Annotated in this window: 11 protein-coding genes; 8 read left to right on the forward strand and 3 right to left on the reverse strand. The window is 59.1% G+C overall.

The window, feature by feature from the left end; all coding sequences use genetic code 11:
* Nucleotide 1 precedes the first annotated feature (1 nt).
* Entirely contained in the window at nucleotides 2–1,411 is a 1,410-nt protein-coding gene (gene carA, locus HK23_RS02915) for a glutamine-hydrolyzing carbamoyl-phosphate synthase small subunit (protein WP_086652789.1), read from the reverse strand.
* 181 nt (nucleotides 1,412–1,592) lie between these two features.
* Here carA and HK23_RS02920 point away from each other — a divergent pair, with 181 nt between their 5' ends.
* The 8 genes from HK23_RS02920 to HK23_RS02955 all read left to right on the forward strand — a co-directional run bounded on the left by HK23_RS02920 (nucleotide 1,593) and on the right by HK23_RS02955 (nucleotide 9,743).
* Nucleotides 1,593–2,048 (forward strand): GatB/YqeY domain-containing protein, encoded by a 456-nt coding sequence (locus HK23_RS02920; protein WP_086652790.1) that lies wholly within the window; start codon nucleotides 1,593–1,595, stop codon nucleotides 2,046–2,048.
* Between the two features lie 309 nt (nucleotides 2,049–2,357).
* Nucleotides 2,358–4,193, forward strand: a complete 1,836-nt coding sequence (dnaG, locus tag HK23_RS02925; protein WP_086652791.1) for a DNA primase — start codon at nucleotides 2,358–2,360, stop codon at nucleotides 4,191–4,193.
* A 156-nt stretch (nucleotides 4,194–4,349) separates the two neighbouring features.
* Nucleotides 4,350–6,329: an RNA polymerase sigma factor RpoD gene (rpoD, locus tag HK23_RS02930; RefSeq protein ID WP_063908116.1), complete on the forward strand. Its 1,980-nt coding sequence runs from the start codon at nucleotides 4,350–4,352 to the stop codon at nucleotides 6,327–6,329.
* Nucleotides 6,319–6,903 carry a GNAT family N-acetyltransferase gene (locus tag HK23_RS02935; RefSeq protein ID WP_086652792.1) on the forward strand — a complete coding sequence of 195 codons (585 nt, stop codon included), beginning with the start codon at nucleotides 6,319–6,321 and terminating at the stop codon, nucleotides 6,901–6,903. The genes rpoD and HK23_RS02935 overlap by 11 nt, the downstream gene beginning before the upstream one ends.
* Nucleotides 6,904–7,059: 156 nt before the next feature.
* The gene (gene rpsF / locus HK23_RS02940) at nucleotides 7,060–7,533 is read left to right on the forward strand and encodes a 30S ribosomal protein S6 (RefSeq protein WP_062272604.1); all 474 of its coding nucleotides are present in this window, start codon (nucleotides 7,060–7,062) and stop codon (nucleotides 7,531–7,533) included.
* Nucleotides 7,534–7,538: 5 nt separating this feature from the next.
* Nucleotides 7,539–7,814 (forward strand): 30S ribosomal protein S18, encoded by a 276-nt coding sequence (rpsR, locus tag HK23_RS02945; RefSeq protein WP_025827993.1) that lies wholly within the window; start codon nucleotides 7,539–7,541, stop codon nucleotides 7,812–7,814.
* A gap of 10 nt (nucleotides 7,815–7,824) precedes the next feature.
* On the forward strand, nucleotides 7,825–8,424 hold the full coding sequence (gene rplI, locus HK23_RS02950) for a 50S ribosomal protein L9 (protein WP_086652793.1): 600 nt from the start codon (nucleotides 7,825–7,827) through the stop codon (nucleotides 8,422–8,424).
* A 107-nt stretch (nucleotides 8,425–8,531) separates the two neighbouring features.
* A complete protein-coding gene (locus HK23_RS02955; RefSeq protein WP_086652794.1) occupies nucleotides 8,532–9,743 on the forward strand; it encodes an SAM-dependent methyltransferase in 1,212 nt (403 codons plus the stop codon).
* A gap of 116 nt (nucleotides 9,744–9,859) precedes the next feature.
* Here HK23_RS02955 and rsmA read toward each other — a convergent pair whose 3' ends face one another.
* On the reverse strand, nucleotides 9,860–10,699 hold the full coding sequence (gene rsmA, locus HK23_RS02960; RefSeq protein ID WP_086652795.1) for a 16S rRNA (adenine(1518)-N(6)/adenine(1519)-N(6))-dimethyltransferase RsmA: 840 nt from the start codon (nucleotides 10,697–10,699) through the stop codon (nucleotides 9,860–9,862).
* The gene (locus HK23_RS02965; protein ID WP_063908380.1) at nucleotides 10,696–12,045 is read right to left on the reverse strand and encodes a peptidylprolyl isomerase; all 1,350 of its coding nucleotides are present in this window, start codon (nucleotides 12,043–12,045) and stop codon (nucleotides 10,696–10,698) included. Before HK23_RS02965 ends, rsmA begins: the two co-directional genes overlap by 4 nt.
* Between the last annotated feature and the right edge of the window lie 10 nt (nucleotides 12,046–12,055).

The following is a 12,055-nucleotide window of genomic DNA, read 5'->3' on the forward strand; positions in this document are numbered from 1 at the left end:
GTTAGTCCTTGCTGCCGTGCGCATCAATCAGCGCGACAAACCGTTCAAAAAGATAGAAGCTGTCAGACGGGCCGGGGCTGGCTTCCGGGTGATACTGCACGGAAAATGCCGGGAAGCGGTCAGACGCCAGACCTTCGTTCGAGCCATCAAACAGGCTGACATGCGTCACATGGGCGTCGTCCGGGAGGCTGTCCGCATCCACCGCAAAACCGTGGTTCTGGCTGGTGATTTCCACGCGGCCTGTGTCCAGATCCTTCACCGGCTGGTTCGCGCCACGGTGGCCACGGGCCAGCTTGTAGGTCTTGCCGCCCAGAGCGCGGGCCAGAAGCTGATGCCCAAGGCAGATGCCAAACAGCGGCAGGCCGGCATTCAGCACGCCCTGAATGGCAGGCACGGCATACTCAGCCGTTGCGGCCGGGTCACCGGGGCCGTTGGAGAGGAAAACGCCGGCGGGCTTGAGCGCCAGAATTTCTTCTGCCGTGGTCGTAGCGGGCACAACAGTTACGTCACAGCCCGCAGCAACCAGACAGCGCAGGATGTTGCGTTTCGCGCCGTAATCCACTGCCACAACCTTGCGGCGGTTTTCCGGGGCGGGGCGGGTGCCTTTCGGCCATTCCCACACGCTCTCACTCCAGGTGTAAGGCGCTTTGCAGGTCACGGTCTTCGCCAGATCCATGCCTTCCAGCCCCGGCCATGCGCGGGTGGCCTCCTGCAGGGCGGCCAGATCAAACTGCCCGTTTTCCGGGAAATACAGAGCAGCGGTCTGCGCGCCGTGGTCACGGATCTTCAGGGTGAGGGAGCGGGTATCAATCCCGGCAATGCCCGGAACGCCCTGCGCCTTCAGCCATGCGTCCAGACTTTCCGTAGCGCGCCAGTTAGCCGGTTCCGTCAGGTCTTCCTTGGTTACAAGGCCAAGGGCAGCAATGCGTGAGGCTTCATCATCTTCCGGGGTAGTGCCCACGTTCCCGATATGCGGGAAGGTGAAGGTGATGATCTGGCCCGCGAAGGACGGGTCCGTCAGCGTTTCCTGATAGCCGGACATGCCGGTGGAAAAACAGATTTCACCAAGCGCAGGCTTCTGTGTAAAGGCGCCAAAGCCTTTCCCCCACAGAATGGTTCCGTCTGCAAGAACAAGGGCGGCTGTTGCGCCGTCCGGGCGGGCATCGGGCATGGATATTCCTGTTGTGCTGCCTCCCGACACCGGGGAGGATTGGTCTGGGGATGTGGGGCTTGCGGGGTCCAGATCTGTCAGCGAAAGACCTGTAGCCCGTGCTATGACGGGCCAGTGGCGGGATGGAATGGCCTGAGCCTGCCGCCATTTGCGGATAGCTTCTGTGCCAACGCCGGTCAGGCGTGCTGTTGCGTCCGGCCCGCCAAGTCGGGCAATGATGGTATCGATTGAAATGGGCATAAGGTAAGACTGTGCCTCCCGTTCTGCATGGTTTAGCAGTCTGCGGAGTGGGTGGGAAGAAATTTCCCACCAGCTTATGCTGGTTTTGAGGTGGGGTGGGAAATTTCTTCCCACCTGATGATTTTATGCCACGCCTGCGTGCTGTGGCCTCTGATGTACATGATATGGAGTATGAGTGGTTATGTCCCTGCGTGAACGCCTGATGGCTGATCTCAAGACGGCAATGAAAGCCGGAGAAAGTGCGCGTGTGGGCACGATCCGCATGATTACGGCCAAACTCAAGGATGTTGAGATTGCGGGCCGCGCCAAGGGTGGCGAAGGGCTGAGCGAGGATGAAGGCCTGTCCGCGCTGCGCGGTATGGTCAAGACCCGTACCGAATCGGCCACCATGTATCGGGATGCTGGGCGCCCGGAACTGGCCGAGAAGGAAGAGGCGGAAATCGCCGTGATCCGTGGCTACCTGCCGCCGGAAATGGACGATGCCGCGCTGGAAGCTGCCGTGAAGGAAGCTATTGCCGGGACGGGAGCCGAAACCATGAAAGACATGGGCAAGGTCATGGGCGCGCTGAAAGCTAAATTCGGTGCAGGCCTCGATATGGGGCGTGCCAATGCGGTGGTGAAAGCCAGCCTGAGCTGAGGCTCTCTATGCGGACTGCTGTTCCGTGTGGCGGCGGTCCGCGTTGAGACTATCGCTGGTGGAGTTTGGCTCTGTCAGCGCCCCGGGTATGCTGGAGGAAGCTTCGCCAGCGTCTCCGGCAGGGCGCAAAGCGTCATCCTAAAAAATATTTAGGCAGGCAGTGCGGGGTGCTTTCGTTTCGAAGTCCTCCCATACAGTCAGTAAAAATCCTGACAGCTACCGGTGACTCTTCTGGTGTGGGCGCTCTCGCTCTCAAAACCATGTCGGCGATATGGTGTGTTCTTGATCCGCAAATGATATCACGCGCCTATGGCAATTGAGGCAGGCTTTCTGGATGAACTCCGCGCCCGCACGCCGCTGTTTTCAGTGGTGGGGCGGAGGGTTAAGCTCGCCCGGTCCGGCAGGAACTGGAAGGGCTGTTGTCCGTTCCACGGTGAGAAAACGCCGTCTTTCTATGTGTATGATGATCACTTCCACTGCTTTGGCTGCGGTGTGCATGGGGATGTCATCTCCTTTGTCATGCAGATGGAAGGCAAAAGCTTTCCGGAAGCGGTGGAAGAACTGGCATCTGCGGCCGGGCTGGATGTTCCCAAAGACAATCGACGCTCTCAGGAAGAGGTGGCGCATACCCGGTCTCTGGGTGAGGTGCTGGAACTTGTGCAGGAGATCTGGTCTTCCGCGCTGTATTCGCCTTCAGGTCGTGCAGGGCTGGACTATCTGCTGGGGCGGGGACTGACCCGTGAGACGATTGAGACCTTCGGGCTGGGCTGGGCCGGAGATGGGCGCGGGAACCTGACGACGGCGCTGGCGGCCAAAGGTGTGACGCCGCAGATGATGGCAGAAGCCGGGCTGATGCGTCTGGACGAGGATGGTCGCCCCAAGGGTGAGTTGTTCTGGGGGCGCGTGACATTCCCCATCCGGGACCGGAAAGGGCGGCTGGTGTCCTTTGGGGGCCGTATTCTGGGGGATGGTCAGCCTAAATATCTGAATGGCCCGGAAACGGCCCTGTTTTCCAAGCGACGCTTGCTGTTCGGGCTGGATCGGGCGCGGGCGGCGGTGCGGGCGCCCCGACCTAAGGGAACGCCTGCGACGGATCTGGTTGTGGTCGAAGGCTATATGGACGTCATCGCCCTGCATCAGGCCGGGTTTGGTGGGGCAGTCGCTCCGCTGGGCACCGCGCTGACGCCGGAGCAGCTTGAAGTGCTGTGGCAGGTCGATCGCGCACCTGTGCTGTGCTTTGACGGGGACGCTGCTGGCCGTCGTGCCGCAGCACGGGCGGCGGAAACCGCTCTGCCGCTGTTAAAAGAGGAGCGCTCGCTTCGTCTCTGCCTCCTGCCGGAAGGGGAAGACCCAGATAGTCTGGTGCGCTCACGGGGTGCGCAGGCGGTGGGGGATCTGTTCGCTTCGGCCAGTCCGCTGTCTGATGTGCTGTTTGATCTGCTGGCCGGAGGGGTGAGTAATCCGGGGCCGGAAGAGCGGGCGGCGCTGCGCCGCAAGCTGGTGGAAGCCGCGGCGCTCATTCCTGAGAAGACTCTGGCGGCAGAATATCGCTCCACGCTGCTGGATCGGTTTTTTGAAACCTTCCGGCGGAAGAAAGGCGGCGGGTCTTTTGGGAAGGGAAATTCTTCCCCGGGCGGCAGTGGTAGCCGTGTGCCACAGGATATGCAGCCCTCCCGTGTGGATCCTGTGCGCGAGCGGCAGCGTATCCTTCTTGCCCTCCTGTTGCGTTACCCGGAACTGGTGCCAGAGGTGGAGGAGGCGCTGTGCCGCCTGAGTCTGCCGGAGGATTATTCCGAGCTGCGTGCCCTGCTGCTGGATATGTCCGCAGAAGGGCTGCTGCCCGAAGATGGCAAGACGCTGCTGGAGGAACTGGCCGGACGGGAAGAGGAAGCTCTGGTGCGTTCTGTACTCACAGAAGGGCCTTTGCCCTTGAATCTGGAAGAAAAAGACACCTCACTGGCTGTGGCTATAAGAACACAGTGGTGGCATTTTTACGGATTGCTAAATTTTAGTCAGTTTCGAAAAGAAGTGGAGCAGGAGGTTGCGCGCTTCGCACAGGATGGGGCAGATATGGCGGAATGGAAGCGGCTACAGCCGAGGCTGGAGGCTTTGGCGGCGCTGCGGCGTGGGGAGATAGACGAGTAGTTTTTACGAGGCGTGGGGAATGTTCGGCCCGCGTTCCTCTTGACTTCGGGGGCAGTATATCCCACGTCCTGCCCGCCCTGGAAAACTGAACAATTTGTGTTGAGCTGGTCGTTCTGCAACTTGTCAGAATGCAGCGGGGGGAGGAGCAGGTCTGGCATGGCAACAAAGACAGCATCGGGTAACGGAGCGCACTCAGCGGAGCAGGATGGTGATACAACCACCCTGGATACGCAGTCTGCCGCGGTCAAAAAGCTGATCGCGAAGGGGCGTGAGCGCGGGTACATCACGTTTGACGAGCTGAATGCTGTGCTGCCTCAGGACAAGATGTCCTCCGAGCAGATTGAGGACATCATGGCGATGTTGTCCGAAATGGGTATTCAGGTCGTCGAGAACGAAGAGAACGAAGAGGCCGAGTCTCAGAAGACTGAGAAAGCCGAGGGCGAAGAGGCGGAGGAAGCCGAAGAGGCTGAAACCGAAACCGCGTCCGGCAACGTCAACGCAGAAAATCTTGGCCGCACGGATGACCCGGTGCGCATGTATCTGCGCGAAATGGGCACGGTGGAACTGCTCTCCCGCGAGGGTGAGATTGCCATTGCCAAGCGCATTGAGGCTGGCCGGGATGAAATGATCGGCGGGCTGTGCGAAAGCCCGCTGACCTTCCGCGCCATCATCTCCTGGCACGAGAAGATCCGTAACAATGAAATGCTGCTGCGTGACATTGTGGATCTGGAAGCCATGCAGGCCGCGACCAACCCCATGGGGGAAGAAGGCACCGGCGATGCGTTTGAAAACGCAGAAGGCGAGAGCGAAGAGGGCGACGAGCCGGAAAACGAAGCTGAAGGCGAAGTTGAGGGAGAAGGCAGTGGCCTGTCTCTTTCCGCGCTGGAAGAAAAGCTGAAGCCGGAAATTCTCGCCCATTTTGAAGAAATTGAGCCGCTGTACGAAAAGCTGCGCAAGCTTCAGGTCAAGCGCATTGATGTGCTGACCACGGGTGAGGAAGTGCAGGATCGCTCTGAGAAGATCTATGCCGCGCTGCGCGATGAGCTGGTGGGTAAGGTTGAGCAGGTGCATCTGCACAATAACCGGATTGAAGATCTGGTCATCCAGCTGAAAGAGCTGTTCCGTAGCCTGAACGTGCTGGAAGGCCGTATGCTGCGTCTGGCGGAAAGCTGCCGCGTATCGCGTGAAGACTTCCTCCTGAAATACCGTGGCCGCGAGCTGGACCCGGCATGGATGGACATGGTCTCAGCCCTGCCGGGCAAGTCCTGGAAGAACTTTGTCGCCAAACATTCTGAAACCGTGATCGGCCTGCGGAATCAGGTGGCTGAGCTGGCTCAGGATACTGGTTTGCCGATTGGCGAGTTCCGCCGCGTTTACGCCACCGTTGCGCGGGGTGAGCGCGATTCCGCGCGCGCCAAGAAGGAAATGATTGAGGCCAACCTGCGTCTGGTGATTTCTATTGCCAAGAAATACACCAACCGTGGGTTGCAGTTCCTCGATCTGATTCAGGAAGGCAATATCGGCCTGATGAAGGCCGTGGATAAGTTTGAATATCGCCGTGGCTACAAGTTCTCCACCTATGCAACATGGTGGATCCGGCAGGCGATTACCCGCTCCATTGCGGATCAGGCGCGGACCATTCGTATCCCCGTCCACATGATCGAGACCATCAACAAGCTGGTGCGGACCTCCCGCCAGATGCTGCATGAGATTGGTCGGGAACCGGCACCGGAAGAACTGGCTGAAAAGCTGGGGATGCCGCTGGAAAAAGTGCGGAAAGTCCTCAAGATCGCCAAAGAGCCGATTTCTCTGGAAACCCCGATCGGGGATGAGGAAGACAGCCATCTGGGTGACTTCATTGAGGATAAAACGGCGATTATCCCGCTGGATGCTGCTATTCAGACCAACCTGCGTGAAGCCACAACCCGCGTGCTGGCCTCGCTCACCCCGCGTGAAGAACGCGTGCTGCGCATGCGCTTTGGTATCGGCATGAACACGGACCACACGCTGGAAGAAGTTGGCCAGCAGTTCAACGTGACGCGTGAACGTATCCGTCAGATTGAAGCCAAGGCTCTGCGTAAACTCAAACACCCCAGCCGCAGCCGCAAGCTCCGGTCCTTCCTGGATGATAACTGAGGTTCTCATCCGGCAGGCTGAGCCTGTGACGCGCATGAAGGTTGATGTGACCTTCATGCGGATGCTGCGCCCTCCTGTAGGGGAAGGTCTGGCTCTGCCGGAAGGCTGGTCAGTCGAGACCAATGTCCGGCCTGATGTGGCCGGATATCGTCTGCTGCAAGACAAGGTGGGCCGGGATTATTGCTGGTGGATGCGTCAGGCTGCGTCTGATCGCGATTTGCAGCATTTTCTGGAAGAAGGACCTGCCAGCATTGCTCTGCTCCGTCATGGGCAGGCAATCCGCGGCTTTTATGAGCTCAATCTGTCCAACCCGCAGGATATCAATCTGTCCTATTTTGGCCTGTTCCCGGAAGCTATCGGGCACAGGGTAGGGCGCGCCTTTCTGGACAGGGCGGTTCGTCATGCCTGGTCGCTTGGGCCGCTCTGTGTGCGGGTCAATACCTGCACGGCCGACCATCCCCGCGCTTTGCCGCTGTATAAGCAGGTTGGGTTTGAGCCTGTGCGCACGGTGGAAGAAACGTGGGATGTGCCCAACAGGCTCGGTTTGACAATTCCTGAGAGATTTCTGGTCTGAACTCTTGCTTTCTGGCCGGAAATGTGGTTGACACGCCATCTTCCCTGCCGGGTGCGCGGCATCGCTCCGGCTATACCCATTGCTCTGCCTGTGCAGGGCGCTGTTTGCCGGAACGGTCTGGCGCAGTCGGGTTGATACGATCCGAAGGGAGTACCCATGCCACTTTACGAGACCGTGCTTATTGCACGTAATGACATTTCCCAGCAGCAGGTCGATGCTATCATCGACGGCATCATTGCTCAGGTCGAAGCCGACGGCGGCTCCGTCAAGAAGCGCGAATACTGGGGTCTGCGCACGCTCGCTTACCGTATCAAGAAAAACCGCAAGGGCCACTACGTCCTGCTGGGTCTTGAAATGAAAGCCGAGATGCTCAAGGAAATCGAGCGTCAGCTCGCCATCAATGAAGACGTTCTGCGTCTGCTGGCGCTGCGCGTTGATGAAATTGATGAAGCTCCGTCCCCGGTTCTGTCCCGCAAGGGTGATGACCGCGGCGACCGTGGTTTCCGTGGCCCGAAGCCGGCCGGACGCTTTGAAAGCGGCCGTGGTGGCCGTCGTTCTTCCGAAGATCGTGAAGAATATCGCGCCCGTGATGAAAAGCCGGCTGAAGCAGCCAGCACCGAAGCGGAGTGAGCAGCATGTCTGAAACGACCGAAATCAATCCCGCCGCACGTCGCCCTGCTGTAGGTGCCCGTCGTCCGTTCTACCGTCGTCGTAAGTCCTGCCCGTTCTCCGGCCCGAATGCGCCGAAGATCGACTACAAGGACGTACGTCTGCTGAGCCGTTTCCTGTCCGAACGTGGCAAGATCGTGCCGAGCCGTATTACGGCGGTTTCCGCAAAGAAGCAGCGTGAGCTGGCCCAGGCTATCAAGCGCGCCCGCTTCCTTGCTCTGCTTCCCTACGTGATGAGCTGAGAGGGCGATCATGGCTGCTACAGAAGTGATCCTGCTTCAGCGCGTTGAACATCTGGGTCAGATGGGCGATGTGGTGAAGGTTCGTCCGGGTTATGCCCGTAACTTCCTGCTGCCGCAGGGCAAGGCTATTCGTGCAAACGAAGCCAACCGTTCACGCTTCGACCGTGAACGCGCCCAGCTTGAGGCACAGAACATCAAACGTCGTGAAGAAGCCGAGCGTCTCTCCGAGCGCATGGAAGGTCTGGCCGTTGTGCTGATCCGCCAGGCTGGTGACAGCGGCAGCCTGTATGGCTCCGTGTCCACCCGTGACGTTGCTCAGGTTGTGACCGAAGCTGGTTTCACCATCTCCCGTCAGCAGGTCTTCCTGGCTCATCCGATCAAGTCTCTTGGTCTGTATGAAGTCAAGGTTGCTCTGCACCCGGAAGTTGTTGTGCCGGTTGTGGTCAACGTTGCCCGTTCTGCTGAAGAAGCTGAGCGTCAGGCACGCGGTGAAGCCGTGAGCGTTGAAGAAGAAGCAGAAATGGCTGGTGATGAAGCCGTGATCGAAGGCGACATCGTCGCTGACGACGCGGAAGCACCGGCAGCAGAAGAAAACAAAGCCGACGCCTGATCGTCGTCTTTTTTCTGCTATGCTTTCAAAAGGGTCCGGAAAGTATTTCCGGGCCCTTTTTTGTGCTTTATTATCAGGTATTTTCATGGCCATGACGGAGTAAGTGCATGAACCGCATTCTGGACCGGATATTACGGCACTTTATTTCCTCGGGGCGGCTGCATGTTGCCTGGCCCGATGGAAGCCAGACGCATTATAGCGGCAGCAAGCCGGGCCCTGAGGCGGGCATGAAGCTGCTGGATAACGCCAGCGCACGTGCTCTGGCCATGAACCCCGGTCTGGGTTTTGGTGAAGGCTACATGAATGGCGGCATCCAGCCGATGGACTGCACGCTATATCAGCTGCTGGACCTGCTGATGCTCAATGCCATGTCACCCGGTCACCTGCCGGAGCAGATTGCCAGCACGTTCCGCTATGCCTGCCGGAACTGGATCCAGTTCAACCCGATCAAACGTGCCCGCCAGAATGTGGCGCATCATTATGATCTGGATAGCCGCCTGTATGATCTGTTTCTGGACAAGGACCGGCAATATTCCTGTGCGTATTTCCGGCGGGGCGATGAGACGCTGGATGAGGCGCAGGAAGCCAAGAAAAAGCATATTGCTTCCAAGCTGCTGCTGAACAAACCGGGGCTGGAAGTGCTGGATATCGGCTGTGGCTGGGGCGGTATGGCGCTGACACTGGCGCGGGATTACGGTGCGATTGTTACCGGCATCACCCTTTCGGAAGAGCAGCTAACCATTGCCCGCCGCAGGGCGCAGGAAGAAGGGCTGGAAGGCCGCGTGCGCTTTGAAATGCTCGATTACCGCAACCTTCAGCGTCGGTTTGACCGGATTGTCTCCGTTGGCATGTTCGAGCATGTGGGCGTGCATCACTACCACCAGTTTTTCGAGATTCTCAAAAACAGCCTGACGGATGATGGTGTGGCGCTGCTGCATTCCATCGGGCGGAATGACGGTCCCGGCACGACCAATCCGTGGATCAACAAATATATTTTCCCCGGTGGGTATTCACCGTCTCTAAGTGAAGCATTTGCTGCCGTAGAGCGGTCTGGCCTGTGGGTGACGGATTGTGAAATCCTGCGTCTGCATTACGCCAAGACCATTGCTATCTGGCGGGAGCGGTTTGCTGCGAACCGTGCCAAAGCAGTGGCACTGTATGATGAGCAGTTTGCGCGGATGTTCGAGTTCTATCTGGACGCCGCAGAACTGTCTTTCCGCGTGCAGGGCCACATGAACTTCCAGATGCAGATTGCCCGCTCCATTGATGCCGTGCCGTTGACGCGGGATTACATGGCGGAGGCGGAAGGTCCGGCCTGACGGTCAGATCTTATTTGCAGGCTCATCCAGCCCAAAAAAGAAAAGCATCTGTCCCTCTGTAGGGCAGACGCTTTTTTTTGGTTCTGGAGCAGAAAATTCTGTTCGGGGCGGACTGATCAGCCTTTGGCGGAAAGAGCCAGATGCGTGCGGGCGAGGCTGTCAAATTCCGCGATGGTAAGCGTTTCGGCCCGGCGGGTGCCGTCAATGCCGGTCTCGGCCAGCAGGCGTTCGCCGTGCAGGCCTTTCAGAGAACCGCGCAGCATTTTGCGACGCTGCCCGAAGGCGGCGGCGGTGACCCGTTCCATGGCTTTGAACAGAGCAGGTTCAGGCTGCTGGGCGTGCGGGGTGATGCTGACAACAGCAGACCAGACCGCAGGCGGGGGGGAGAATGCTCCCGGTGGCAGCTTCATGACAATCGCACACTGTGCGCACCACTGCGCCAGAACACCGAGCCGCCCGTAATGAGATGAGCCCGGCTGTGCACAGATCCGCTCGACAACCTCAAGCTGGAACATGAGGGTCAGCCGTTCCCACGCATTTCCCTGTCGTAGCCAGCCAACCAGAAGAGGGGTGGCGACGTTGTAGGGGAGGTTGGCGACAATGTGCCGAGGGGCAGGGCACAGGGTTGTCAGATCCTGTTTGAGCGCGTCCGCTTCCACCAGTTTGAGGCGGTCAGGATAGAAGGCAATGAGTTCCCGAATAATTTCGGCGGCACGTGGATCAACTTCCACGGCGGTGACCGAGGCGGCCTTGGTGCCCAGCAAAGCGCGCGTCAGCCCACCGGGGCCCGGGCCGACTTCCACTACATGCCGCCCGTCCAGTGAGCCAGCCAGAGCAGCAATGCGGTTGGTAATGTCAGGATCAAGCAGGAAGTGCTGACCAAGCGCCTTGCGGGCGTCCAGCCCGTGCCGGCTGATAACGTCCTTTAGGCTTTCAAGACCGGAGAGAGCCGTCATACGCCCTTCAGCTTGATACGCATGTCGATCATGGCTTTGCGGTGCAGGTCACTGTCCAGCTGGCGGGCTGTCTGCTCCACGCGCTCATTCATCAGCTGGTCAGCAATTTCGCTGGGCGAGCGGTCAGCAAAGTTCTTTTCTTTTTTGGAGCAGACCATGATCAGGTCAATCCCATCCGTGGAAACCAGCGGACGGGAGACCTTGTTCAGCGGCAGGGATTCCAGAAGACCGCGCATCTGCGGGTTCATACGTTCCAGCTGGAGTTCACCGGGGTCGGACGGTCTTCTTTCCCCATTTTGCTGGTTGATGGCGGCCACTTCGTCACAGGAATGCACGGTCTGCGCAATCTTGACGGCTTTTTGCAGGGTCTGCTGCTGCTGGGGCGTGATGTGCTCCGGGTTGAGCTCGGCATCAAACGGCAGGAAGGCCTGACGGATGCTAATGACATGCCCCGGCTGGTGGCCGATAATCCGCTTGCCATTAACGGTGATGATCACAAACCCGCCGGGCACTTTGATGGGGTTGGAGATGGCACCAGCGCCGACTGGCATCTGTTTGATCATGTCGATCACAGCCGGGTCCAGCTCATCTTCCTGCACCCAGCCCATGGAGCCACCATCAAGCGCGGTCTGGCTCTGGGAGAACTGGGCCGCCACAATCGGGAAAGGCGCACCTTTACGCAGTTCCTGAATAACCGTGTTGGTAAAGGCCAGTTCTTCTTCCGCATGGCGCGGATCGTCTACCTTCACGAAGATTTCGCTCAGGTTATATTCCGTGCGGCCGTCCTGCCGTTTCAGGGCGTCTTCACGCTGAGCAATTTCTTTGGCGGAAACGCGGCCACGCGCCCCCAGCTCCTGCCGCAACACCTGCACCCAGCCAATCTGGACCCGGATCTGGTCGATCAGCGTCGTCAGGGAGACGCCATCCTGTGCCAGCCGGTCCCGCAGGGCGTTTTCCGGCATGCCATTGCGGCGCTCAATGCCGGCAATGGCGGCGGCAATCTGCTCAGGCGGCGTGTTGATATGGCGGGAGAGAATTTCCTGCGTGCGCAGGCGTTCATCAATCAACTGGCGGATAATCTGCGGACGCAGGCGCTGCATCAGCTCGTCATTGACCGGAAGGCCAGTTGAGAGAGCGAACAGCTTGCCACGATTATCCACATCACGCGTGGTCAGCGGAATGCTGTTGACCACGGCAATAATGGTGTCGTCCGGGCGAGGGGCTTTGGCGGCCGCTGATGAGGCCGCAGCTTCCTGCGTCTGCCCGCGATGAGGGGCCGCATGGGCAACGGAGGCCAGTGTCAGAGCCGTAAGGGAGCAGGCCAGTGTAAGAGAGCGCAGACGCATGCAGGACAGT

Origin of the sequence: Acetobacter malorum (genome assembly GCF_002153605.1) — a bacterium.
Classification (GTDB): domain Bacteria; phylum Pseudomonadota; class Alphaproteobacteria; order Acetobacterales; family Acetobacteraceae; genus Acetobacter; species Acetobacter malorum_A.

Excerpts from the sequence above, each read along its gene's own strand:
- rplI (WP_086652793.1), top strand. The coding sequence starts at position 7,825 with ATGGCTGCTACAGAAGTGATCCTGCTTCAGCGCGTTGAACATCTGGGT.
- rpsF (WP_062272604.1), top strand. The coding sequence starts at position 7,060 with ATGCCACTTTACGAGACCGTGCTTATTGCACGTAATGACATTTCCCAG.
- HK23_RS02955 (WP_086652794.1), top strand. The coding sequence starts at position 8,532 with ATGAACCGCATTCTGGACCGGATATTACGGCACTTTATTTCCTCGGGG.
- HK23_RS02920 (WP_086652790.1), top strand. The coding sequence starts at position 1,593 with ATGTCCCTGCGTGAACGCCTGATGGCTGATCTCAAGACGGCAATGAAA.
- rpoD (WP_063908116.1), top strand. The coding sequence starts at position 4,350 with ATGGCAACAAAGACAGCATCGGGTAACGGAGCGCACTCAGCGGAGCAG.
- rpsR (WP_025827993.1), top strand. The coding sequence starts at position 7,539 with ATGTCTGAAACGACCGAAATCAATCCCGCCGCACGTCGCCCTGCTGTA.
- dnaG (WP_086652791.1), top strand. The coding sequence starts at position 2,358 with ATGGCAATTGAGGCAGGCTTTCTGGATGAACTCCGCGCCCGCACGCCG.
- carA (WP_086652789.1), bottom strand. The coding sequence starts at position 1,411 with ATGCCCATTTCAATCGATACCATCATTGCCCGACTTGGCGGGCCGGAC.
- HK23_RS02965 (WP_063908380.1), bottom strand. The coding sequence starts at position 12,045 with ATGCGTCTGCGCTCTCTTACACTGGCCTGCTCCCTTACGGCTCTGACA.
- HK23_RS02935 (WP_086652792.1), top strand. The coding sequence starts at position 6,319 with ATGATAACTGAGGTTCTCATCCGGCAGGCTGAGCCTGTGACGCGCATG.
- rsmA (WP_086652795.1), bottom strand. The coding sequence starts at position 10,699 with ATGACGGCTCTCTCCGGTCTTGAAAGCCTAAAGGACGTTATCAGCCGG.